23 protein-coding genes are annotated in these 24228 nt (G+C 64.2%); 16 read left to right on the forward strand and 7 right to left on the reverse strand.

Translation table 11 applies throughout. The features are described 5' to 3' along the window. Positions 1–44: 44 nt before the first annotated feature. Both pyk and ABIB73_RS07875 read right to left on the reverse strand, forming a co-directional pair. On the reverse strand, positions 45–1481 hold the full coding sequence (gene pyk, locus ABIB73_RS07870) for a pyruvate kinase (protein WP_354222776.1): 1437 nt from the start codon (positions 1479–1481) through the stop codon (positions 45–47). Further along, entirely contained in the window at positions 1478–2077 is a 600-nt protein-coding gene (locus ABIB73_RS07875; RefSeq protein ID WP_354222778.1) for a DUF1036 domain-containing protein, read from the reverse strand. The genes pyk and ABIB73_RS07875 overlap by 4 nt, the downstream gene beginning before the upstream one ends. A gap of 160 nt (positions 2078–2237) precedes the next feature. Here ABIB73_RS07875 and ABIB73_RS07880 point away from each other — a divergent pair, with 160 nt between their 5' ends. From ABIB73_RS07880 to ABIB73_RS07890, 3 genes are all read left to right on the forward strand, one after another. Beyond that, the gene (locus ABIB73_RS07880; protein WP_354222780.1) at positions 2238–2540 is read left to right on the forward strand and encodes a DUF1244 domain-containing protein; all 303 of its coding nucleotides are present in this window, start codon (positions 2238–2240) and stop codon (positions 2538–2540) included. Positions 2541–2726: 186 nt separating this feature from the next. Then, positions 2727–2999: a DUF2312 domain-containing protein gene (locus ABIB73_RS07885; protein WP_354222782.1), complete on the forward strand. Its 273-nt coding sequence runs from the start codon at positions 2727–2729 to the stop codon at positions 2997–2999. Between the two features lie 181 nt (positions 3000–3180). Next, positions 3181–3603: a DUF1801 domain-containing protein gene (locus ABIB73_RS07890; RefSeq protein ID WP_354222784.1), complete on the forward strand. Its 423-nt coding sequence runs from the start codon at positions 3181–3183 to the stop codon at positions 3601–3603. A 9-nt stretch (positions 3604–3612) separates the two neighbouring features. On the opposite strand, the gene ABIB73_RS07895 is transcribed toward ABIB73_RS07890, so the two are convergent. The 3 genes from ABIB73_RS07895 to ABIB73_RS07905 form a co-directional block, all read right to left on the reverse strand. Then, positions 3613–5220 (reverse strand): peptidoglycan L,D-endopeptidase MepK, encoded by a 1608-nt coding sequence (locus ABIB73_RS07895; protein WP_354222786.1) that lies wholly within the window; start codon positions 5218–5220, stop codon positions 3613–3615. Positions 5221–5503: 283 nt separating this feature from the next. Next, positions 5504–7753 carry a L,D-transpeptidase scaffold domain-containing protein gene (locus tag ABIB73_RS07900; protein WP_354222787.1) on the reverse strand — a complete coding sequence of 750 codons (2250 nt, stop codon included), beginning with the start codon at positions 7751–7753 and terminating at the stop codon, positions 5504–5506. 344 nt (positions 7754–8097) lie between these two features. After that, positions 8098–9594 (reverse strand): sigma-54-dependent transcriptional regulator, encoded by a 1497-nt coding sequence (locus tag ABIB73_RS07905; protein WP_354222789.1) that lies wholly within the window; start codon positions 9592–9594, stop codon positions 8098–8100. 139 nt (positions 9595–9733) lie between these two features. Here ABIB73_RS07905 and ABIB73_RS07910 point away from each other — a divergent pair, with 139 nt between their 5' ends. The 12 genes from ABIB73_RS07910 to ABIB73_RS07965 all read left to right on the forward strand — a co-directional run bounded on the left by ABIB73_RS07910 (position 9734) and on the right by ABIB73_RS07965 (position 22128). Beyond that, entirely contained in the window at positions 9734–11596 is a 1863-nt protein-coding gene (locus ABIB73_RS07910) for a M3 family oligoendopeptidase (protein ID WP_354222791.1), read from the forward strand. 152 nt (positions 11597–11748) lie between these two features. Next, positions 11749–14712, forward strand: coding sequence for a patatin-like phospholipase family protein (locus ABIB73_RS07915; protein ID WP_354222793.1), 2964 nt, complete (start codon positions 11749–11751; stop codon positions 14710–14712). A 97-nt stretch (positions 14713–14809) separates the two neighbouring features. Then, positions 14810–15034 (forward strand): AbrB/MazE/SpoVT family DNA-binding domain-containing protein, encoded by a 225-nt coding sequence (locus ABIB73_RS07920; protein WP_354222795.1) that lies wholly within the window; start codon positions 14810–14812, stop codon positions 15032–15034. A 12-nt stretch (positions 15035–15046) separates the two neighbouring features. Next, complete coding sequence (locus ABIB73_RS07925; protein ID WP_354222797.1) at positions 15047–15442, forward strand: type II toxin-antitoxin system death-on-curing family toxin; 396 nt, start codon at positions 15047–15049, stop codon at positions 15440–15442. Between the two features lie 97 nt (positions 15443–15539). Next, a complete protein-coding gene (locus ABIB73_RS07930; protein ID WP_008136857.1) occupies positions 15540–15692 on the forward strand; it encodes an aa3-type cytochrome c oxidase subunit IV in 153 nt (50 codons plus the stop codon). Positions 15693–15829: 137 nt separating this feature from the next. Further along, positions 15830–16960: a Re/Si-specific NAD(P)(+) transhydrogenase subunit alpha gene (locus ABIB73_RS07935; protein ID WP_354222799.1), complete on the forward strand. Its 1131-nt coding sequence runs from the start codon at positions 15830–15832 to the stop codon at positions 16958–16960. Positions 16961–16981: 21 nt separating this feature from the next. After that, positions 16982–17299: a proton-translocating transhydrogenase family protein gene (locus tag ABIB73_RS07940; protein ID WP_018453812.1), complete on the forward strand. Its 318-nt coding sequence runs from the start codon at positions 16982–16984 to the stop codon at positions 17297–17299. A gap of 42 nt (positions 17300–17341) precedes the next feature. Further along, a complete protein-coding gene (locus ABIB73_RS07945) occupies positions 17342–18739 on the forward strand; it encodes an NAD(P)(+) transhydrogenase (Re/Si-specific) subunit beta (protein WP_354222801.1) in 1398 nt (465 codons plus the stop codon). 103 nt (positions 18740–18842) lie between these two features. Beyond that, positions 18843–19649 (forward strand): alpha/beta hydrolase, encoded by an 807-nt coding sequence (locus ABIB73_RS07950; RefSeq protein ID WP_354222803.1) that lies wholly within the window; start codon positions 18843–18845, stop codon positions 19647–19649. A 53-nt stretch (positions 19650–19702) separates the two neighbouring features. Beyond that, the gene (locus ABIB73_RS07955; RefSeq protein ID WP_354222805.1) at positions 19703–20800 is read left to right on the forward strand and encodes a calcium:cation antiporter; all 1098 of its coding nucleotides are present in this window, start codon (positions 19703–19705) and stop codon (positions 20798–20800) included. Between the two features lie 43 nt (positions 20801–20843). Beyond that, positions 20844–21128 (forward strand): cupin domain-containing protein, encoded by a 285-nt coding sequence (locus ABIB73_RS07960; protein ID WP_354222807.1) that lies wholly within the window; start codon positions 20844–20846, stop codon positions 21126–21128. Between the two features lie 94 nt (positions 21129–21222). Further along, the gene (locus tag ABIB73_RS07965; RefSeq protein WP_354222809.1) at positions 21223–22128 is read left to right on the forward strand and encodes a hypothetical protein; all 906 of its coding nucleotides are present in this window, start codon (positions 21223–21225) and stop codon (positions 22126–22128) included. A 27-nt stretch (positions 22129–22155) separates the two neighbouring features. Here ABIB73_RS07965 and ABIB73_RS07970 read toward each other — a convergent pair whose 3' ends face one another. Together ABIB73_RS07970 and rpsU are read right to left on the reverse strand one after the other, a co-directional pair. After that, a complete protein-coding gene (locus ABIB73_RS07970) occupies positions 22156–22803 on the reverse strand; it encodes a tetratricopeptide repeat protein (RefSeq protein ID WP_354222811.1) in 648 nt (215 codons plus the stop codon). A 127-nt stretch (positions 22804–22930) separates the two neighbouring features. Then, on the reverse strand, positions 22931–23224 hold the full coding sequence (gene rpsU, locus ABIB73_RS07975) for a 30S ribosomal protein S21 (RefSeq protein ID WP_354222813.1): 294 nt from the start codon (positions 23222–23224) through the stop codon (positions 22931–22933). Between the two features lie 264 nt (positions 23225–23488). Between rpsU and aqpZ the strand changes: the two genes are divergently transcribed. Further along, entirely contained in the window at positions 23489–24211 is a 723-nt protein-coding gene (gene aqpZ, locus ABIB73_RS07980) for an aquaporin Z (RefSeq protein WP_354222815.1), read from the forward strand. Positions 24212–24228: the final 17 nt, after the last annotated feature.

Below are 24228 nucleotides of genomic sequence, written 5' to 3' on the forward strand. Positions count from 1 at the left end.
GTCATTCGGGGACGCGCGTCAGCGCGCTCCGGCATGACGCGACATCAGATATCCGACTCGCCCTCGGGGCCGACGGAGGCGATGCGCACCATGTTGGTGGTGCCGGGGATGCCGAGCGGCACGCCGGCGACGATGATCACGCGCTGGCCGGCGCGGACGAAGCCGTCGCGGAACGCGATCTGGCCGGCGCGGCTCACCATGTCGTCCTGGTCGCGCGCATCTTCTGCCACCACGCAATGCACGCCCCACACCACCGCGAGCCGGCGTCCGGCCGCGATGTTCGGCGTGATCGCCACGATCGGCGGCTTCGGCCGCTCGCGCGCCACGCGCACGGCGGTCGAGCCCGAGCTGGTCCAGCAGATCAGCGCGGGCAGGTCGAGCGTCTCGGCGATCTGACGCGCGGCATCCGCGATGGCGTCGCCGGCGGTCGTTTCCGGCGCCGGGCGCTGTGCCGTGATCACCGAACGATAAGTCGGGTCGCGCTCGACCTCCTCGCCGATGCGGTTCATGGTCGAGACCGCCTCGACCGGGAATTTGCCGGCGGCCGATTCCGCCGACAGCATGATGGCGTCGGCGCCTTCATAGACGGCGGTGGCGACGTCGGAGACCTCGGCGCGGGTCGGCACCGGCGACTGGATCATCGATTCCAGCATTTGGGTTGCGATCACCACCGGCTTGCCGGCGCGGCGCGCCATGCGCGTCATCTGCTTCTGAAGGCTCGGCACGCGCTCCAGCGGCAGCTCGACGCCGAGGTCGCCGCGCGCGACCATCAGCGCGTCGGAGGCCTCGATGATCTCGGCGAGGCGGTCGATCGCCTGCGGCTTCTCGATCTTGGCCATCACGGCGGCGCGGCCGCGGATCATCTTCTTGGCCTCGACCACGTCGTCGGCGCGCTGCACGAAGGACAGTGCGATCCAGTCGACACCGGTGACCAGCGCGGCCTCCAGGTCGGCGCGGTCCTTCGGCGTCATCGCCGAGACCGGCAGATCGGTGTCGGGCAGGCTGACGCCCTTGCGGTCGGACATCCTGCCGCCGACCACGACGCGGGTCACCGCGTGCTCCTTCGAGGTCTCTTCGGCGATCAGTCGCACCTTGCCGTCGTCGAGCAGCAGCGCGTGGCCGGGCCGCAGCGCGGCGAGAATCTCCGGATGGGGTAAGTTGACGCGGGTGGCGTCGCCCGGCGTCTTGTCGGAATCCAGCGTGAAGGTCTGGCCGTTCTGGAGCTGGACCGCACCTTCCGCGAAGGCGCCGAGCCGGAGCTTCGGTCCCTGGAGGTCGACCAGGATGCCGATCGGGCGGCCGTAGCTGCTCTCGACGTTGCGTATCGTCGCCACCAGCTCCCGCATCTTGTCATGCGGCGTGTGGCTCATGTTGATGCGGAACAGGTCGGCGCCGGCCTCGAACAGGCGGCGGATCATCGCGAGGTCTGAAGAGGCGGGTCCCAGGGTCGCGAGAATCTTGATACGGCGAAGACGCCTCATGGCTTATTTCCAGGCGGGGGCGGGGCGGCGGCCGGTGGGAGGCCGGGCGAGCCCGGGGGCGTAGCACCGGGCGGCCCATTGGGCAAACCCGGAACGCCGCCACCGGGGCCAACCGGGCCGGGCATGCCAGGTACGCGGGGCGGTGCCGGCTGCTCGTTGGCGTCAGTGAGCTGCACCGTCCAGGCCCGCTGCTCGCCGGTATCGACCTCGAAATAGCCGGTCCGGTCGTAGCCGCGTGTCAGGCAGTCCTCGGTGCCGCGGATGGTGAATTCCTTGTCGCGCGAGCACATGAAGGCCTGACCGGACCATTCACCGCCGCGGTCGTAGTCGATCGCATAGATGTAGTAGTAGCGGGCGACCAGCGTGCCCCTGAGCAGCGTCTCGCAGGAGCGGGACGAGATGTTCCACCAGCCCTCGGTGGTCCAGCCTTCGGCGTCCTTGTAGCCGAGCGCAATGCCGACCCGGCTCGCGGTGTTGTTGCAAAGCCGGAAATCGGCGGAGGCCGGGCTGTTCCAGAGGCAGAACAGGGCAAACGCCAGCACCGGGGCGAACCGGGCGAGCAGGCGGAGGGCGAGGCGGGGAGATTCGGCGGTCATTGTCGCGGAAGCTATATCAGATCATTGACGATTTGGCGTAGAGGGCACCGGAACCGGCCCGGGGCGGCGTCGCGTCCGTTTGCGCTGCGATATGGCAAAATCTGTGACAGGACCCCACCTGATCCCGTAAGGGTGACCACCAGAGCCAAGGGATCCAGCTATGGCAATCGACGACAAAACCAGGACTGAGCTCGAGGCAGCCGCCTTCCGGCGCCTGGTCGATCATCTGCGGACGCGCACGGACGTCCAGAACGTCGATCTGATGAATCTGGCGGGCTTCTGCCGCAACTGTCTGTCCAACTGGCTCAAGGACGCCGCCGACGCGCAGGGCGTGGCCTTGAGCAAGGACGAGAGCCGGGAGGCCGTCTACGGCATGCCCTACGAGATCTGGAAATCGAAGCATCAGGGCACGGCCACGGCCGAGCAACTCGACGCGATGAAGAAGGCCCATCCCGGGCACTGAACGGCTTGCGCCCTGAGTCGCGCCACACAACAGGTTTCTTTGCTCCGACGCAGGAAGGTGTGGGCGCGCTGTGGACGAGCGCGATGCTGTCTTGAACGCAGAGGCCGCCAACCCTAAGGGTCAACAGCACGCGCGGTGAGGATGCCGGCGTCACCTCGTTTTGCCAGTTCCATTGGGAGTACCAAGATGGCCACCTCCGCCGCCGTTCGCGACGACGAGCCCGCGACGAAATTTGCCAAGGACCAGCTCAAATCCATCATCGAGCGCATCGAGCGGCTGGAGGAGGAGAAGAAGGCGATTTCCGACGACATCCGCGATGTCTTCGCCGAAGCCAAGGGTAACGGCTACGACGTCAAGGCGCTGCGCACCATCGTGCGCCTGCGCAAGCAGGATCCCAACGAGCGCGCCGAAGCCGAGACGATCCTCGAGACCTACATGCAGGCGCTGGGAATGATCTGAGGCCAGTGCTGTCGTCCCGGCGAAGACCCATAGCCACAGGACGTGATTATCGCGAAGGCGGGCAGTTGCATTATCGTCGTGCGGGATTGGTACCGCGCTTCATCGATAGATTCCGCGGTATGGGTCCTGGCTTTCGCCAGGACGACAACCTGTGTTGTGGACGCCATCGAAGGAGACTGGTGTGACTGCCCCGCCGCTGCCACGTGAGGTGAGCCGTGCCTTCGACGCCTTTCCGGCGCCGATTGGCAAACGGCTGCTTCAGGTGCGTGCGCTGATCTTCGCGACGGCCGCAGCTCATGACGAGGTCGGCCGGCTCAGCGAAACCCTGAAATGGGGCGAGCCTGCCTATCTGACCGATGAGAGCGGCAGCGGCTCTACGATCCGGCTCGGGCGCGTGAAGGACTCCGAGCACCCTGCCATTCTGTTCAACTGCAAGACGACGCTGATCGACACGTTCCGCGACCGTTTTCCCGATCAGTTCGAATATCGGCAGACCAGGGCGCTGTTGCTGAATGTCAAGGGCGCGCTGCCGAAGCAGCCGCTATTGGTCTGCCTGTCGCTGGCGCTGACGTATCACCTGGATCGGCGCCTCCGGAGGCCTTGAACAAAGACGTCAGCGCAGCGCGGCGGTGCGCACGACGAACGACGTCGTCTCGAGCTTGGCGGTGGCGCTGCCCGAGAAGCTGTCGCAGGACAGGCCCTGCATGGGATCGTCGACAAAGCCCATCGCGACCACGGACTGCGGCTTGACGAAATAGGCACGCATCGCGACCATATCGAGCTCGCCCATAAGCGTGACCGACATCGCCCGACTCGCGCTCGGCGACAACATCACGATCTTCAGCCAGATGCTCTCACCCTTGGCCGCGGAGAGCCGGGTTGCGGTCGCCACCATGCCGTCGGTGCTCTTGGCGACCACGGTGTTGATTTCGGTGGCCGGTGCGAGGTTGCGGGCTGCGGGACGGGCCATGCGCGGGATCGGCGCTGAGGCGGCGACCACGTTGGCGCGGTCGCCCGGGGAGGCGGCCGGCGCGTAGGCCAGCGCCTGATAGGCCGCGTTGGAGACGCTCGCGGTCGGCTGCGGATCGGTGGCGGCGGCAAGCGCCTGGCGCGCCTTCAGGGCTGCGACCTGGGCCGGCGTCGCCTGCTGCGGCGTGGCCGGGGTATCCCAGAAACCGCGGGCATTGATGATGTCTGCCGGCGTCTCAAGCTTTGCGTCAGCAGATTTAGCGGCAGCTGGCTTGTCAGCCACAGGCGCGGGCTTCGGCTTGGGCGCCGCAACGATCTGCGCGTCAGCGGAGGCGAGCTGGAACGTTGCGGCAATTTGCGGCTTGGCGCGCGGCGTCGGCACCGGATCGGCTGGCTTTGCTGCGGCGGTGACCACGGCAGGCGCCGCCGGCTTCTCGCTTGCGGCGGGCGCGCCCTCGTCATCCTCGTCGCTGCTGGCGGGGGCCGACTTGCCCTTGAAGAAGGCGGCGAAGAAGCTCGGCTTGCCGATGGTCGCGGCGTCGTCGCCGCGCCGCTCGATGTCGGCCTTGGCGAGCTCATAACCCCTCAGCGGTGTGCCGTCGGTCGGGACATGGACGGTGCGGCCGTCCGGGAACACGCGGACGAGCTGGTCATGCGTCATGCGCGGCCAGTGCCGGATGCTGCCGGTGTCGAGATGCACGAAGGGCGAGCCGGAGGTCGGGTAGAAGCCGACGCCACCGCGCTGGAGGCGCAGGCCGGCAAAGCGGATCTGCTCCAGCGGCACGCCGGGAATGTAGAAGTCCATCGCATGTCCCAGCATGTGCTGGCTGAAGCGCGCGACGCCCGAGGAGCGGCGGCGGAGCATGGCATTGGTGGCGGGAGAACGGTAGGAGGAGATGATCTGGATCGGCTGCTTGCCGTCGACGTCGCGATAGACTTCCCAGAGGATGTCGAAGAGGTGACGGTCCATCACCGTCTCGTCCTGGGTGCGCCAGTCGCGCAGGAAGTGGTTGAGCTGCTTCAGTGCCGCTTCGTCGTAGCGCCCGTCGCGCTTGAAGGTGATGGTGAGGTCTTCGCCGGAATGGGTGTGGTGGAACGAGAGCGTCTTGGTTTCGTTCAGCGCTGCAGCGTTATGAACCGAACCCGCGGCAGCAAGCAGCGCCAGCGAGGCGAGGCCGATCCGAGATCCGACCTTCACTCCCGCATGGGACAGCGACAACGCAGCGAATTGGCGTGCGAAACCAGCCAGCACGAATGAGCCCACCCAGTCGACGAGCGTTCAAAATGGACTCTCCCGCCAACCCCGTTAGCGCGCGAAAGAGGGTGAACGCTTTCTTAAAGCGAGAAGGTTAATTGGAGGTTTACCTTCCCGCGCCCAAACCAAGTCAGAATACAAACCTAAACGGTTCAGTGTGGCAAAAAAACGCCCGCTGGCTGAGCGCGGGTGGATAATGGCTAACGTTAAGCGATCCCGCCCACCGGGCGGAATCGCTGTTTTTATTGAAGAATTTCAGGAGACGATAGGCTGAGGCGCCTCAGCGCGTGAAAACCCGCTGAGGCCGGCGGCCGACCGGAGCCGGCGGCGGGGTCGGTGCCCCGAACAGCCGCTCGAAGAAGTTCGGCCCAGACGAGCCGAAGCCGCCGCCATTGTTGGCCACCGCCACGCCGCTCGGCAGCGTCGTCGCCGGCCGCGAATAGCTCGGCTGCGAGTGGGCAACGACGTTCTCGAGATCCTTGCCGCGGCCGTTCTTCAGGATGCTGATCATGGTCGCGTCGCGGCCATAGACGTCCTTGCGGAATTGCAGTTTGCCGCCGTCGTCCACGAACGCGGTCTGGTAGGTGATGTTGACCGGGATCGGCGTCGGGAATTTGAGGTCGATCTCGCTCGAGCCGTACATGCCGCGGATGCGCTCCGGCGTGTACTTCTCATTCGGCAGCGCGATGTTGAGTAGCACGGAGGCGTACTGATCCGGATTCTGCACGCGCATGCAGCCATGGCTGAAGGCGCGCTCGTCCTTGGCGAACAGGTACTTGTCTGGCGTGTCGTGCTGATAGACCAGGAACTTGTTCGGGAAGTTGAAGCGGATGCGGCCGAGCGCGTTGGCTTCACCGGGCGGCTGCGAGATGTGCACCGAGCCGTCGCGATTCTGCTCGAGGCGCAAGCCCATGCGCTGAAGCACGGTCGGGTCCTGCTGCAGCGCCGGCAGATATTCATTGTAGACGATCGACGGCGGCACGTTCCAGGTCGGGTTGACCGTGATGTACTTCATCGTCTCGGTGAGCAGCGGTGTGGCGTGCTGGCCCGGCTTGCCGGTGACGACGCGGGTGGTCCAGACCTGCTGGCCGCGCTGCATCACCTTCAGCGTGTAGTCGGGAATGTTGAGGATGACGTAGGCATCGCCGAGCGAGGGCACGCCGAGGTCGCGCGGCAGCCAGCGCCAGCGCTCCATGTTCACGAGCACCGTGTCGATCTGCTTGTCGCGCTTCGGGCTGTTCAGCGCCCTGACCGTCGATGCGTCGAGCACGCCGGTCGCCTTGATCTCGGCGCCGTCCTGGAACTTTCGCACGGCTTCCGCGACCGTCGCGTCATAGCGGGTATCGCTCGCGTTCTCGGTGATGCCGAGCTTGGCGCGGAGCTGCGGCACGCGCGGATCTTCCACCACAATTTCAGCCTGCTTCTTGCCGCGGGCGGGGGTGTATTTCAGCGCCGGACCGTCGGTGATCTCGATCACCGGGCCGTCGCCCTGGCCGCGCAGCTGCGCGAGCTTGGCCTTCAGCTCCTTGTAGAGCTTCTGCGGCGGGTTGTAGCTGTCGAGCGCCGACGAGGCGTCGGCCGCGGTGGTGACGTTGGTGAGCACCTCGGTCGGATCGACCGGATGTTCGGGAAAGAGGATGTCGGCGCTGACCTGCGACCAGTGCATGCGACCGCTCTGCGCCTGGCGCGCATAGTCGAACATGCTGGCGGTGAGCTTCAGCTCGGCCTCGGCGAGCGCATCGGGCGTCGTGGCGGCGGCGAAATCCGGCACCGGATAGTCGGCGGGATTGAGACCGTCGGAGGCGGCATCCTTTAGCCGTGCGATCACGCCCTTGGCCGCAGCGGTCGGGCTGCCGCCCTGCGTCCAGACTGGCGCGTACTCACGCGCACCGTAAAACTTCTCGACGGCGGCACGCTCGTTCTTGCGGTCGAGATAGCGCGAGGTCTTGGCGCCAATCATGTCCCTGAGCTTGTCGGCGACCGGCTGGTCGGCGGCCGGAACGTTGCTCGCGGCCTTTACCGGCTCGGCAGCCGGCTCCTTGGCGACGTCCTTCGGCGGCTCCGCCGGGATGGCTGCGGCGGCCGCAGGTGCGTCGGGAGCGACCGGCGTCGCAGTCGCGGCGTCAGCCTTGGCCGGTTCAGATTTGGCCGGTTCAGATTTGACAGGCTCAGTCTTCGCGGGCTCCGTCTTGGCCATCTCGCTCTTCGGTGCGTCGGCGGCGGGCGTGGTGGCGACGTCGGAGGGCTTGGTCTCAACCTTCTCGGTCGCCGGGGCAGCCTCGGCCTTCACGGGTTCCTTCGCCGGCTCCTGCACCGTGGCGGTGGTGTCGAGCTTGATGTCGGCAGCGGTCGGGGGCGGGACGTTTGCGGGCTCGGGGCGCGGGATCGCGGCTTCGATCGCGAGCTCGGCGGCGCTGCTGTGCGCCTGATCCTGCGCCAGGGCTGAGCCGGCCGATACCGTGAGGAAGGTCGCCGCGACCGTCATCAAAACGCGGTCAAAGCCTGCACGGTGGTTCAAACAGTCACGCATTGTGTCACACCCCTTGGGTGAACTGTCCCTCGTGGAACAGCTTTGTTATCGTCTATCAGCTTCGGCTAATCGCGCCGGCCTTTTGAAAGTTGCACGCCTGCACGCAACGATTCTTACGCAGACGATATACAGGCCCCGATTTTGCAGCCAGCACTCCCCGGGACAACTCACGACAAACTGACTTCAAGGAAGCCGCTTTGCAACGGATTGTGCGCTTCTGCCACGCGCTTTTCCCCTGTCTGTCACTTCCAAGTCACGGTTCCTGAACGGGTCGGATTCCTACGTCATCCGAACGGCTTACGGGCACATCCCATCGTCAGGCAAACCACCATTCACTGTGCGGTTCAGTGCGTCTCCTCGCCGCTTTTCCCGCCATGGCCCTGCACGCCGGCCTCGTCGAGTTTGCGGTAGAGGGTGGACCTGCCGATTTTGAGGCGGCGGGCGACTTCGGACATCTGTCCGCGGTAATGCGAGATCGCGAAGCGGATGATCTCATTCTCCATGTCCTCCAGCGGACGGACATCGCCGGTCGCGGTGAGCATCGCGAGGGTTCCCGACGAGGGGAGCGGCACGATCGGTATTTCGTTACCTGAAATCATGGCGGGCGCCGCGATCGGCTCGATCATCAGTGGCGCGGTCGGAATGTCTGTTGCGGAATGCGGATGCGAGGCGAGCAGCGGGAAATCGTCGAGCCCGAGCTGGTCGCCTTCGCTCATCACCACAGCGCGGTAGACCGCGTTTTCAAGCTGGCGGATGTTGCCGGGCCAATCGAGCTGGGCGAGATGCGCCACGGCCTCCCCACTGATGCCGCTGATCGGGCGGTTTTCCTCGGCGGCAAAGCGCGCCAGGAAATGCCGCAGCAGATGCGGGATGTCCTCGCGCCGGGCCCTGAGCGAAGGGATCGTCAGCGGCAGCACGTGCAGACGATAGAACAGATCCTCGCGGAAATGGCCCTGCTTCACCCGCTCCAGAAGCTTGCGGTTGGTCGCGGAGATGATGCGGACATCGACCTTCACGGGCTTGCGGCCGCCGACAGCCTCCACCGCGCCTTCCTGGAGCGCGCGCAGCAGCTTGACCTGCGCGGTCAGCGGCAGCTCGCTGACCTCGTCCAGGAACAGCGTGCCGCCATGGGCCTCGACGAACTTGCCCGTGTGCCGCTCGGTCGCGCCGGTGAAGGCGCCCTTCTCATGGCCGAACAGGATCGACTCGACGAGGTTATCGGGGATCGCGCCGCAATTGACCGCGACGAATGGCTTTGCCTTGCGCTCGCCGCTGCCATGGATGGCGCGTGCGAACATCTCCTTGCCGACGCCGGACTCGCCTTCGATCAGCACGGGAATTGACGAGTTCGCCGCCTTCTGCGCCGCGCGCATCACGCCCGCCATCGCCTCGGCGCGCGTGATGATGTCGGAGAAAGTCAGCCGGCCCTCGCGGCTGTGACGGATGCGCTGCAATTCGCCCTTCAGCGCGGAGGCGTTGAGCGCGTTGCGTAAGGAGACCTGGAGCCGCTCCACGCCGACCGGCTTGACCACGAAGTCGGCAGCACCAGCGCGCATCGCCGAGATCACGTTGTCGATGCCACCATGGGCGGTCTGCACAATGACAGGCACTGTGAGGCCGGCTTCGCGGATTTTTGCCAACACGCCCATGCCGTCGAGGCCGGGCATCACGAGATCGAGGATCACGGCGTCGATCGCCGGTGCGTCGGGGGCGGTGAGGACGGCTATCGCGGCGTCGCCGGACTCGACGACGACCGTCTCATAGCCGCATTTCTGCACCATGTTCTCGACCAGACGGCGGGCTACGGCGTCGTCGTCGGCGATCAAAATACTGGCAGCCATGGTGTTCCCCGCACGCTACTACTATCTGTCTCGAATCGGGGCACTCTGGCCGAAGCCGCTTAACGCACTCTTAAACCTTGCCGACCCCAGCCATTGCGATCCCCGCCATTGCGATCGTTGAACACAGGTTTCCAACACGATGACTTCGCGCTCCTCCGCTCTCCGCAAGCCGAACCCCAAAAAAGCAGCCACCAAGGCAAAACCCTCCGCAAAGCCTGCGAGCAGGACCGGCAAGCTTCCGGAGTGGAACCTCGCCGATCTCTATTCCGGGATCGATGCGCCGGAAGTGGCGCGCGATCTCGAAACCATGGACGCCGATTGCGTCGCGTTCGAGACGGACTACAAGGGCAAGCTCGCAACAGGCACAGCAAACGAAGATGGCGGAAAATGGCTCGCGGAAGCCGTGCGACGCTATGAGGCGATCGACGATCTCGCCGGCCGTCTCGGCTCCTATGCCGGCCTCATCCATGCCGGCGACAGCGTTGATCCCAAGATTTCAAAGTTTTACGGCGATGTGTCCGAGCGGCTGACGGCTGCGTCCACGCATCTGCTGTTCTTTGCGCTCGAACTCAACCGTATCGATGACGATATTTTGACCCGCGCCATGCAGGCTCCCGAGCTCGCGCACTACCGTCCCTGGATCGAGGACCTGCGCAAGGAGAAGCCGTACCAGCTCGACGACAAGCTCGAGCAGCTTTTCCTGGAGAAGGCGCAGACCGGCTATTCCGCCTTCAACCGGCTGTTCGACCAGACTATCTCGGGTCTTCGCTTCAAGGTCGGATCCAAGGAGCTTGCGATCGAGCCGACGCTCAACTTCCTGCAGGACCGCGACGGTGCCAAGCGCAAGGCTGCGGCGGACGCGCTGGCGAAAACCTTCAAGGCCAATGAGCGCACCTTCGCGCTGATCACCAATACGCTCGCCAAGGACAAGGATATTTCGGACCGCTGGCGCGGCTTCAAGGATGTCGCGGATTCCCGCCATCTGAACAATCGCGTCGAGCGCGAGGTCGTGGATGCGCTGGTCGCCTCCGTGCGCGCGGCCTATCCGAAGCTGTCGCACCGCTATTACGGGCTGAAGGCAAAGTGGTTCAACAAGAAGCGGCTCGTCTATTGGGACCGCAATGCGCCGCTGCCGTTTGCCGCGACCGACACCATCGCCTGGCCCGAGGCGCGCAACATGGTCCTGTCAGCCTATCGCGGCTTCTCGCCGAAGATGGCCGAGATCGCCGAGCGCTTCTTCACCGATCGCTGGATCGATGCGCCGGTGCGTCCGGGCAAGGCGCCGGGCGCGTTCTCGCATCCGACCACGCCATCGGCACACCCCTATGTGCTGATGAACTACCAGGGCAAGCCGCGCGATGTGATGACGCTCGCCCACGAGCTCGGCCACGGCGTGCACCAGGTGCTGGCCGCGAAGAACGGCGCGCTGATGGCGCCGACGCCGCTGACGTTGGCCGAGACCGCGAGCGTGTTCGGCGAGATGCTGACCTTCAAGCGGCTGCTCGCGCAGACCAGAAGCGCAAAGCAGCGCCAGGCGCTGCTCGCCGGCAAGGTCGAGGACATGATCAACACCGTGGTGCGGCAGATCGCGTTCTATTCCTTCGAGCGCGCCGTCCACACCGAGCGCAAGAACGGCGAGCTCACCGCGGCGCGGCTCGGCGAGATCTGGCTCTCGGTGCAGGGCGAGAGCTTAGGTCCCGCGATCGAGATCAGGGCCGGCTACGAGAACTACTGGATGTACATCCCGCACTTCATCCATTCGCCGTTCTACGTCTACGCCTATGCCTTCGGAGATTGTCTCGTGAACTCGCTCTATGCGGTCTACGAGAATGCGACCGAGGGCTTTGCCGAGCGCTACCTCGACATGCTCGCCGCCGGCGGCACCAAGCATTATTCCGAGTTGCTGCGGCCGTTCGGGCTCGACGCCAAGGATCCGAAATTCTGGGACGGCGGCTTGAGCGTCATTGCCGGCATGATCGATGAGCTGGAGGCGATGGGCTGAGGCGGCGCCAACGTCGCCTCGCCGGTCTGGAGACCCTGCTACGCTGGATTGAACGTTCACGCGAGTGGCAAGACTAATCGTGTAAGGTATCTCATTTTAAGAATGCAATTTTTGATTGTTGATTGTCTGGGTACCCTGGCAGGGAGGCGGACATGGTCAATATTGGACCCCACGTCCAGCAGCCGGATCCGAAACAGCTGGAGACGAAACGGGCCGTCGAACAGCAAAGATCCTGGGGCCAGCAGCACGGAGACATGGTCCGGCAGGAGCTTGAGGCGATCAACACCCGTCGTCGCGCCGAAGGCCTTTCAAGCGTCGATTATGTCGGTGACGAGAAGCCGATCGAGACCGTTGGGCTTGCGCTCTCGGGCGGCGGCATCCGGTCATCAGCCATTTGTCTCGGCGTATTGCAGGCGCTCAATCATCACGATCTGATCAAGCGGATCGACTATCTGTCGACGGTTTCGGGCGGCGGTTATATCGGCTGTTCGCTCACCGCGACGATGACCAGGGCGCGTGAGTTCGTCTTTGGCGGTGCCTCCAAGGGAAGGCCTGCCAATGAGATCAGCGACACCCCCGCGGTCGGCCACATCCGCAACTATTCGAACTATCTGATCCCTGCGGGTGCGCGCGATCTCCTCACCGGAGTTGCGATCGTCGTGCGCGGCCTGGTCGCAAATCTCAGCCTGACGCTTCCGGTCGTGCTGATCGTCGCGGCGATAACGATCCTTTCCAACGCCGCGCGATCCTCGCTTTACGTGCCGAATCTATTCGGGCTGAGAGTCGATGACGGGCAGGCGCTCGGGTTCTTCGCCAAGCTTGGAGCGGAACTTGCTTTCATCCTCGTCGGCGTGGCCATCGCTGCTGCCGCCCTGCTCATTGGCTTCTTTTACCACCGGATCTTCAAGGTCGAACGTCGTGATTTCTTTTCCTATGCGGCAGGGCTTGCACTGGCGATGGGGTTCGTGTGCACGATCGCACGCCATTTGAAGGTCGATCATTTTGCGCTCACGCTCGCGGCGGCGCTGTTCGGCTTGTTGATCTTTTTTGCCTGGGCGTTGCTGCGATCGGCGATGCCGAGCACCAGAGGTGAATTCCGCGGCTATCCACCGACGGCCGGCGCCACATACCTCGTGCTGCTCGTCGTGATCTGCTTCTTTGAATTCCAGCCCTTCATGATCGCTCAAATGTTCGATGTCGCCGAGGCAAGCGCGGCGCAGTCGGGCGGCATCGTCACGGGAGTGGCGGTCAAGTGGATACAGTCGCTTGCCGCCATCGCGGCGCCTGTTGCAGCGGCGGTCACGCTGTTCAGGCAGCAATTCGCCGAACTTTTGAAGGGAGCCGGAGCATCAGACCTTTCATCGCGAATACTTGCCTATGTTGCAAGAGCGGCCGTGTGGATCGCCGGCCTGGCGTTGCCGCTGTTGATCTGGGTCGGGTATCTCTATCTCTGCTATTGGGGCATAGCCAACGACAAGGTGCTGACAGACACCGACCGTCAATACTCGATGACGGAGGAATGGGGTGACAAGGCCGTGCTGCCGACGGCGGCGAAGGCTGCGGCAGGCGTAACGGGCAACGTTCAATTCAACAGCGAGGCTCGAACGCTTTCGGCGGAAATCAACAGCCAGGAAGAAGCGAAACCCGGCATCGTCAAACCCGTCAATGTGGTCTCGCACGTTCCCCAATGGTTGTATGCGATCGGCTGCTGGTGCAAGCCCGGCGAGTACAAATGGTCGAAGTACGAATTCGGCAACAACGTCAATTGGGCGATGGCGCCTCTCTACCTCGTCACGGCCATCATTCTGTTTGCATTGTCCTGGATCCTCGGACCGAACGCCAACTCACTGCACCGCCTCTACCGCGACCGCCTGAGCAAGGCCTTCCTGTTCAACCCGAGATTCTACGCGGATGGCGAACCGGCGCGCAACGAACCCAGCCTCGATCAGGGACGGGACTTCCTGCCGCTCGACGAGGAGAAGCTGAGCGAACTGCTTTACCCGACCGTCTATCCCACCGATACCGCGCCTGCCGGGCAAGCGGTCGCGGGCGTGAAATCGCCTGACCGCCTTTTGGCCTCGCCCTATCACATCGTGAATGCGGCACTGAATATTCAAGGATCGGATTTCGCCAATCGGCGCGGCCGAAACGCCGACTTCTTCATGTTCTCGCCCTTGCACGTGGGCAGCGAGGCGACCGGCTACGCGGCGACCGAGGCTTTCCCGAGCCTGGACCTGGCGACGGTCATGGCGATCTCCGGCGCAGCCGCTTCCTCGAACATGGGATCGGGTTCGATCAAACCTCTGACGCCGACCCTGGCCTTGCTCAATGTGCGCCTCGGCTACTGGCTGAAGAATCCGCGCTACGTCTCGTCAAAGGGAAAGCCGCAGCACCACTCGACGCCGCTGTTCCTGTGGTCGGAAATCTCGGGCCGCCTCTACGAAAATGCCGACGCGGTCTATCTCACCGATGGCGGTCACATCGAGAATCTGGGCGTCTACGAATTGCTGCGCCGGCGGTGCAGGGTGATCATCGCGGTCGACGCGGAGGCCGACGCGCCGATGAATTTTTCCGCGCTGGTGACGCTCCAGCGCTACGCGCGCATCGACCTCGGGATCATCATCGACCTGCCGTGGACGCCGATCCGCAACGCGACGCGGGAATGGATGAAGTGCAACGCCGGCAAGCCTTCGGATCCGCCGCCGCGCTCGTCCGCCGGACCGCATGTCGCGGTCGGCAGAATCGACTATGGCGGGGGCGAGACCGGGTATCTCATCTACATCAAGTCGTCGCTGAGCGGTGACGAGAACGACTACATCCGCGACTATGCCCGTCGCAACGACAGCTTCCCGCACGAGACCACGGGCGACCAGTTCTTCTCGGAGGAGCAGTTCGAGGTCTACCGCGCGCTCGGCTTCCATATGACGCATGGCTTTCTCACCGAGGATGCCGGCGCCGACGCGGTCGTCGTCAACGTCCCGGGCGAGCGCTGCGCGAAGCGAGGCTTCTGCGACAGCAAGGTGGACTCGATCCGGGCGATTCGTCGCGCGCTCGGCCTGTCGGTCGAGGAGCCGCCACCGTCCACGATTACAGCGGCGGTCCTGGATATGGGGTAGGGGCCGTTTGTGGGGTTCAAAAGGGCGTAAAACATCTGTTGAACGCCCTTCTCAATCTGTTATACAACTGTATAACGCCGGTTTTGCGAGAAATGCCATGAAGATCGAAATCAAGAAGATCGGCAATTCGGATGGTCTGCTGCTGCCCCGCGAGTTGATGCAGCGGCTCGATCTCAAGCGTGGGCAGCAATTGCACATCGTGGAATTACCGGGCGGTGGTTTCCAGGCGCTGCCCTACGATCCTGACTTCGAACGGACGATGGAAATCGCCGACGAGGTGATGGAGAAGTATCGCGACACGCTCGCCGCGCTCGCAAAATAGTTGGCTGCCCGCGTGAGCGATCCCCAGGAGCCGCTTTGGATCACCTACGAGCAGGCAGTCGCCATTCACAGCCGACAACTTCGCCGTTTCGGCGGTGCGCCGGGACTGCGCGACGAAGGCATGTTGCGCTCGGCGCTGGAGAGGCCGGTCAACAAATGGCGCTATGAGCAGGCGCCGCTCGATGAACTCGCCGCAGCCTATGCATTCGGGCTCGCGAAGAATCACGCCTTTGTCGACGGAAACAAGCGCATCGCTTTCATGGCGATGATGGTCTTTCTGCACAAGAACGGCGTGGCGTTCAGTCCCGATCCGGCAGAAGCGACAACCATCATCCTCTCGCTCGCCGCCGGCGAAGTCAGCGAGCAGAGCCTCGTCCGCTGGATCCGCGACAATCTGGATTCCAAATGAGCCGATTTGCGGGAAAACCGCGCCTCCGTGCCGTTGCCCTGCCCGAAGGTTTGCGGTATCCCAACCGTGAAATTCGACTTTCGACTGGGGACAATCCATGGCTGACCATAGCGAAGTGGCCTACACCACGGCCGACGGCAACGACTACGTCGCTCACGAGCAGACCTATGAGGGCTTCATCAAGCTCGTGAAGTACGGCACGGCCTCGGTCGCGCTCATCGTGATCCTGATGGCGATCTTCCTCACCTGATCTATCGCCCGTTGCATCGCCAGCGTCGTCGGTGCCCATAAAATTTGCATCCAAGCCGGTTCCAAAACCGGTATCCAACGTTGCGGGAGTAACGCTAAGTTCGCGTGCGCGTTCTTTGCCGCGTCGCCGGAGGGCCTATGAAGATCGCCGTTGCCAAGGAAATTGACCCGTCGGAGCCGCGGGTCGCCGCTTCGCCTGATACGGTGAAGAAGTTCAAGGCGCTCGGCGCCGAGATCGCCATTGAGCCGGGTGCCGGCCTCAAGTCGGGCCTGCCGGATTCCGAATTCACGGCGGTCGGCGCCACCGTCAGCGCGGACGCGCTGAAGGACGCCGACATCATCATCAAGGTGAAGCGCCCCGAGGCGTCCGAGCTCGCGCAGTACAAGCGCGGCGCGCTCGTCATCGCCATCATGGATCCCTACGGCAACGAAGCTGCGCTGAAGACGATCGCCGATGCCGGCGTCTCCGCTTTCGCGATGGAATTGATGCCGCGCATCACGCGCGCGCAGGTGATGGACGTGCTGTCGTCGCAGGCGAACCTCGCCGGCTACCGCGCCGTGATCGAGGGCGCCGAAGCTTTTGGTCGCGCCTTCCCGATGATGATGACCGCGGCCGGCACCATTCCGGCCGCAAAGGTGTTCGTGATGGGCGTCGGCGTGGCCGGCCTCCAGGCGATCGCGACGGCGCGCCGTCTCGGTGCCGTCGTCACCGCGACTGACGTGCGGCCCGCCACCAAGGAGCAGGTGGAGAGCCTGGGTGCAAAATTCCTCGCCGTCGAGGACGAGGAGTTCAAGAACGCGCAGACCGCCGGCGGCTACGCCAAGGAAATGTCCAGGGAGTACCAGGCCAAGCAGGCCGCGCTCACCGCCGAGCACATCAAGAAGCAGGACATCGTGATCACGACCGCGCTGATTCCGGGCCGTCCCGCGCCGAAGCTCGTCTCGGGCGAAATGGTCAGATCAATGAAGCCGGGTTCGGTGCTGGTCGACCTTGCGGTCGAGCGCGGCGGCAATGTCGAGGGCGCGAAGCCGGGCGAGGTCGTCGACCTCGATGGCATCAAGATCGTCGGCTACACCAATGTCGCCGGCCGCGTCGCGGCGTCCGCTTCCAGCCTCTACGCGCGCAACCTGTTCAATTTTATTGAGACCATGGTGGACAAGGGCAGCAAGGCCCTTGCCGTGAACTGGGACGACGAACTGGTCAAGGCCACCGCGCTGACCAGGGACGGCGCCGTCATCCACCCGAATTTCCAGCCCAAATCATCTTAATCGGGTTTAAGGAGAGCCGCCATGGAGCATGTTGCACAGGTCGTCGACCCCTTCGTCTTCCGGCTGTCGATTTTCGTTCTCGCCGTCTTCGTCGGCTATTTCGTGGTGTGGTCGGTGACCCCGGCGCTGCATACGCCGCTGATGAGCGTGACCAACGCGATCTCCTCGGTGATCGTGGTCGGCGCGCTGCTCGCGGTCGGAGTCGGCATGATTTCGAGCGGCTCGGGCTGGGCGCGCGGCTTCGGCTTCATCGCGCTCATCTTCGCCTGCGTGAATATCTTTGGCGGCTTCCTTGTCACCCAGCGCATGCTGGCGATGTACAAGAAGAAGGTGAAGTGAGCGGCGTGCACCTCGGGGTGACGAAGACAAAGGGGACCTGAGATGAACGCCAATCTGGCTGCATTCTTGTATCTCGTGGCGGGGGTGCTGTTCATCCTGTCGCTGCGTGGGCTGTCGAGCCCGGCGTCGTCGCGCCAGGGCAATTTGTTCGGCATGATCGGCATGGCGATCGCGGTCGCCACCACGCTCGCCAGCCATCCGCCGGCGGACGGCCTGGCCTGGGTGCTGGTGATTCTCGGCATCGCCATCGGCGGCTCGATTGGTGCGGTGATCGCACGCCGCGTGCCCATGACCTCGATGCCGGAACTGGTTGCCGCCTTCCACTCGCTGGTCGGCATGGCCGCGGTGCTGGTCGCCGCCGGCGCGTTCTACGCGCCCGAGGCGTTCGACATCGGCACGCCCGGCAACATCCATCCGCAAAGCCTGGTCGAGATGTCGCTCGGCGTCGCCATCGGCGCGCTGACCTTCACCGGCTCGGTGATTGCGTTCCTGAAGCTCTCGGCCCGGATGAGCGGCGCGCCGATCATCCTGCCTTTCCGCCACATCATCAACATCGCACTCGCCGTGGCGCTGGTCTTCTTCATCGTCGGGCTCGTGCTGTCCGGCAGCGCGCTCGACTTCTGGCTGATCGTCATCCTCGCGCTGGCGCTCGGCGTGCTCATGATCATCCCGATCGGCGGTGCCGACATGCCGGTCGTGATCTCGATGCTCAACTCCTATTCGGGGTGGGCCGCGGCCGGCATCGGCTTCACGCTCGGCAATTCCGCGCTGATCATCACCGGCGCGCTGGTCGGTTCTTCCGGCGCGATCCTGTCCTACATCATGTGCCACGCGATGAACCGGTCCTTCATCTCGGTCATCCTCGGGGGCTTCGGCGGCGAAACCGCCGCGGCCGGCGGTGGCGGTGGTGAGCAGAAGCCCGCGAAGCTCGGCTCGGCCGACGACGCCGCCTTCATCATGAAGAACGCGCAGAAGGTCATCATCGTGCCCGGCTACGGCATGGCGGTGGCACAGGCGCAGCATGCGCTGCGCGAAATGGGCGACATCCTGAAGAAGGAAGGCGTCGAGGTGAAGTACGCCATTCATCCGGTCGCGGGCCGCATGCCCGGTCACATGAACGTGCTCCTCGCCGAAGCCAACGTTCCCTACGACGAGGTGTTCGAGCTCGAGGACATCAACTCCGAATTCGCGCAGGCCGACATCGCCTTCGTGATCGGCGCCAATGACGTCACCAACCCCGCGGCCGAGGAGGACAAGACCTCGCCGATCTACGGCATGCCGGTGCTCCAGGTCTGGAAGGCCGGCACCGTGATGTTCATCAAGCGCTCGCTCGCCTCGGGTTATGCCGGTATCGACAATCCGCTGTTCTACCGCGACAACACCATGATGCTGCTCGGCGATGCCAAGAAGGTCACCGAGAACATTGTGAAGGCGATGTAGCGCGAGGGCCGCGGACCGTGGCCCTTAACGAGGAGTGGCACCGGTCTCATCGCACTCTGGCCAAGGCGACACGCGAGCAGCGGGGCGCATGGAATTGGGCGCGATGACATTCCTGAAATGGATCGCGATCATCCTTGCGGCCGGCTATCTCGCCGGCCTCGTCCTGCTGTTCGTGAAACAGCGCACCATGCTGTTTCCGGTCCCGACCGCCGAACGCACGGCGCCTGCCGCCGCGGGATTTCCGGAGGCCGAGGAGCATTTCCTGACCACGTCGGACGGTGAGAAGGTCATCGTCTGGCACGTTCCGGCGAAACCTGGCCGTCCCGTGGTCCTCTACTTCCACGGCAACGGCGATTTTCTCGCAGGCCTTGTAGGCCGCTTCAAGGCCATCACGGCTGACGGCACCGGTCTCGTCGCGCTCTCCTATCGCGGCTATGCGGGGTCCAGCGGCGCGCCGAGCGAAGACGGCCTGCTGCGCGATGCCGTGGCCGCGTATTCATTCGCCACGGCCCGTTATGATGCCCAACGCATCGTCGCCTGGGGTTTCTCGCTCGGGACCGGCGTCGCGGTCGCGATCACATCCGGGCATCCGGTCGGGAAGCTGATCCTCGAGGCGCCCTACACGTCGCTCGCCGACGTCGCCGCCTTGCATTTCCGGTTCGTTCCGGTCCGCCTCCTGATACGCGACCCGTTTCACTCGGACGAGCGCATCGCGCGCGTCACTGCGCCGCTCCTGATCGTGCATGGCGCGCAGGATCCGACCATTCCGATCATATTCGGTGAAAGACTGTTTGCGTTGGCTCACGAGCCGAAGCAGTTTGTTCGCATCCCCGGCGGCGGGCATAACGATCTCGGCAGCTTTGGCGTCATCGAGATCGCACGAAACTTCATCAATGCGCCCAAGGGCTGACGGGCGCGATCTTCTCGCGCATAATCGGTCTCCCTATTGAAGGAATCGCCTGCATGAGCGCACACGGACCGATGCCGCGGTCGTCATGGATCTTCCCCGCCTTGGCGGTGCTGCTGTTCCTGATCGTGACCGCGACCGGCTACGGCTTTACCCTGTCGGTTGGCGGGGGCGCCTTTGCGATCGTCCTTCTGGTGATCCTGTTCGGCACCGTGTTCGCGGCCGTTCATCATTCCGAGGTGATCGCGGAGCGGATCGGCGAGCCCTTCGGCACGCTGTTGCTTACGCTCGCGGTCACCATCATCGAGGTCGCGCTGATCACCACGATCATGCTCGGCGACAAGCCGGCGCCGGAGCTCGCGCGCGACACCGTCTTCGCGGTCGTGATGATCGTCTGCAACGGTCTCGTCGGCCTCTGCGTCTTCATCGGCGGCCTGCGCTACCGCGAACAGGGTTTTCAGGTCTCGGGCGCCAACGTCTATCTCAGTGGGCTCATTGCACTGGCGACCATCACACTGATCATGCCCAATTACACGCTGACGACGCCCGGTCCGGTCTATTCGGCGCTTCAGCTCGGCTTTGTCGATGTCGTCACGATCGTGCTGTATGGCGTGTTTCTCTATACCCAGACCGTCCTGCACAAGGATTACTTCGTCCACGAGAGGGTGGACGGCGAGGTCGGGGAGGCTCGCCTGTCGGGCAGGATGCTGGCGCTCAGCATCGCGCTGCTGCTGATCTCGCTCCTGGCCGTCGTTCTTCTTGCCAAGAAGTTTTCGCTGGTCGTCGACGCCGTCGCCGACAGGATCGGCGCTCCGCCGGCGTTTGCGGGCCTTTTGGTCGCGCTTCTGATCCTGATGCCGGAAGGCGTCTCCGCGATCGCCGCGGCCCGCAAGAACGATCTCCAGAAGAGCATCAATCTGGCGCTCGGCTCCTCGCTCGCAACCATCGGCCTGACGATCCCGGCGGTCGGGATCGCCACCTACGCGCTCGACCAGCAACTCGTACTGGGCTTGAACCCGGCGAACACGGCGCTGCTATTCCTGACATTCCTGCTGAGCATGCTGACCTTCGGCACCGGTAGGACAAACGTCCTGTTCGGACTGGTCCATATGGTGGTATTTGCCGTCTACGTGTTCATGGTTTTCGTGCCCTAAAGCGCGATCGCGCTTTAGGTTATTGTTTGTGAGGAGAGTTCCGATGCTTGCCGCCAAGTCCGAGGTCCAGATCGACAACGAAGAGGTTCGGGTAACCGAGTGGCGGCTCGCCCCGGGTAGCGCGACTGGGCATCACACCCACGGTATGGACTACGTGATCGTTCCCGTCGTTGCCGGCGAAATGACTATCGTGGCGCCGGGCGGCGAGCGTTCCAGGGCGCAGCTTGCGGCCGGAAAGTCCTATTTTCGCAAGGCTGGTGTCCAACATGACGTACTTAACGAAACCTCAACCGAGATCGTGTTCCTTGAGATCGAGCTGAAGCCGTAAGGCGAGCGTTACCGTTTGCCATCGATCCGTCGCAGTTGATCCCTTACAATGCCCCAAAGTTCCCGCATCAGATCGCGCGGGGGGTGGCCGAGAAATGCTGAAATACCTCGCTAAAATTTCGATGGATATTTTCCCCTCGGTGCTCGCGACGATCATCGGGGCTTACATCGTCAATCACTACATCAACGCCAGGCCGGCGGCGGATACGCCGGCCGCCCTGGTGGCGCCCGCCCAAGCCGGCAAGAATGGCAAACCCGCCGATGTGGCCAATCTCCCGACGCCCGGCGTCAAGGCGAAGGGCATTTCCGAGAAAAGCGTGACGGACAAGCCGGCGGCCGAGAAGTCTGCCGACAAGCCTGTCGACCAGCCGGCTGCTGAGACCAAGGCCTCTGACATCAAGGCTGCGGATGTGGCTCCCGCCGAGGCTGCTCCCGCCAGCCCACGCAGCCGACCCTCGGCCCGCGAGAAGGCCGTCGCCAAATCCACCCCGGCCGTTACCGCTGGCGTTCCCGTGGTGGAGGCCAATTCGGCTCCGTCCGCTGCCCCGACCACCGCGACCCCCGATGCCAACGATCTCGCGCGCGCCGCGATCGAGCGCCTGCGCAAGTTCCCCGAGAGCAAATCTGCCGAGAAGTCGCCTGAGGCTGCGCCGCAGGAGGCGGCGCGTGCCCCCGAAGCGCCCCGTGCTCAGGAGGCCCCGCGGATCGTGACTGCGGCCCCCTCGGCCGTGCGTCCGCTGCCGCCACCGATCACGGTGTCGACCCCATCCGCCGAGACGCCCGCCAACCCGCCCTACACCGCCTCAGTCGGCAATGACGACCCGAACCGGCTGACGCCGCCGGCGGATATTCCTGTCCCGGTGATCGCACCGCCGCTCGACCTGCGCGCTGACGCGGGCGGTTCTGTGCCGCGGCCAAAGACCAACGTGGCCGACGAGATGCTGTCCGGCGTCAAGTCGATGTTCCACGCCGTTCTGCCAAAGAGCGCTACCCCCGATTAAGACGGCGCCTGCACTGCGCCAAATCTGTCAGCCGCCGACGCGGGTAAGACCGCTGCGGGCGGCATCGTCGCGTGGACGAAGGGCGACAGCCTTCGTGTAGGACGCCGCCGCCTTGGTCTTGTCGCCCAGCCGCTCATAGGCCTGCCCCCGAATCGTCCAGACCTGCGCGTTGTGCGGATCGGCCTCGGAGGCCTCATCGAGATCGGCCGCCGCCTCCTTGACCTTGCCGATGGCGAGATAGCTGATCGCGCGGCCGAGCAGCGGTTCGACCTTTTGCGGATTGAGCCCGCTTGCGGCGCCGAAATCGGCGATCGCGAGGTCGTGCTCGTTGTTGCCCTGGTAGACCAGGGCGCGGCCATAGAGGGCCTGTGCATTGTAGGGATCGAGCGCGACAGCGCGATTGAACTCGTCGAGCGCCGCGGTCGTGTCCCCCGACTTGGCAAGCGCTTGGGCTTTTGCCGTGTGGCTCTGTGCTTCGCTGACGTTCCCGGTGCTCACGGCGTTGTCGGCGGTGGCCGGCTTGGATTCCTGCTGCGGCTTCTCCTTCTCGGGCATCAGCGAGCCCAGATCAAAGGAGCAGCCGGACAGTGCGACCGCCACCAACAGCAAAGCGAGCGGGCGTCGGCAGGGTCGAAGCGACTGTGCAAAGCCGGGCTCGGGGAAAGGGGAGACCATCTACGGTTCGCTCGCGCGCTGGTGCCGCATCTGTAGTGCCCCATCCCAGAAAAGGCACCGCTACAAAATAATAACGCGGGCCCGGGGCCCGCGTCATCGAAAACTCAGTCTTGCAATTTCGGCAAAATCAGCGCGGACCTGCACCTGCGCCTGGGCCACCACGGCCGCCGCGATCACCACCCGGGCCGGCGCCGAACACCGGCTTCGGCTTCATCGGCAGCAGGCCTTCGCGCTGCAGCTTCTTGCGGGCCAACTTGCGCGCGCGGCGCACGGCTTCGGCCTTTTCGCGGGCCTTCTTCTCGGAGGGCTTTTCGTAGTGACCGCGGAGCTTCATCTCGCGGAAAATGCCCTCGCGCTGCATCTTCTTCTTCAGCGCCTTGAGGGCTTGGTCGACATTGTTATCGCGAACGAGAACCTGCACGCGGCATCCTCTTCAGTGGATCGGATTTGAATTCTGGTAAGTCTAAGGGGATGGCGAAACGCCCGGCCCTTAACCTTGAGGGCGCGGATGTATCAGACAAAACCCGACATGTCCACCTGTGAGGCGGCTTTTCGGGCCAAGTTCAGCCATTAAATGAGGCCAAAACTATCCCTGTGCGGTCCCAATTTGGGTGATTTGGCGCCAAAATGCGGGCCGTTGTTCCGGAGGTTGATCCGGAGGTCTTGAAATCAGGGGAGACGCCACATGGATATGAAGAAATATGCCGCCGAGGCCATCGGTACGTTCTGGCTGACATTCGCAGGCTGCGGCAGCGCGGTCATCGCAGCGGGCTTTCCGCAGGTCGGAATCGGTCTGGTCGGCGTGTCCTTGGCCTTCGGCTTAAGCGTCGTCACCATGGCCTATGCGATCGGCCACATCTCGGGCTGCCATCTCAATCCGGCCGTCACGGTCGGCCTTGCCGCCGGCGGTCGCTTTCCGACAGGGCAGATCCTGCCTTACGTGATTGCGCAGGTCTGCGGCGCGATCGTTGCCGCCGAGCTGCTCTATGTGATCGCCAGCGGCGCCCCGGGCTTCGACGTCACCAAGGGCTTTGCCTCCAACGGCTATGACGCGCATTCGCCTGGTCAGTACAGCATGGTCGTGTGCTTCGTGACCGAGGTGGTGATGACCATGATGTTCCTGTTCGTCATCATGGGCGCAACCCATGGCCGCGCGCCGGCCGGCTTCGCGCCGCTCGCGATCGGGCTTGCGCTGGTGATGATCCATCTCGTCAGTATCCCCGTCACCAACACGTCGGTGAACCCGGCGCGCAGCACGGGCCCCGCGCTGTTCGTCGGCGGCTGGGCGCTGGCGCAGCTCTGGATGTTCTGGGTCGCGCCGTTGATCGGCGGTGCGCTGGGCGGAGTAATCTATCGCTGGCTCAGCGAGGACCCCACCGGCGTCGTCGCGGGCGTGAAGACGGCGTGATGACGAAGCGGGATCGC

The organism is Bradyrhizobium sp. F1.4.3 (genome assembly GCF_040548375.1).
GTDB lineage: Bacteria > Pseudomonadota > Alphaproteobacteria > Rhizobiales > Xanthobacteraceae > Bradyrhizobium.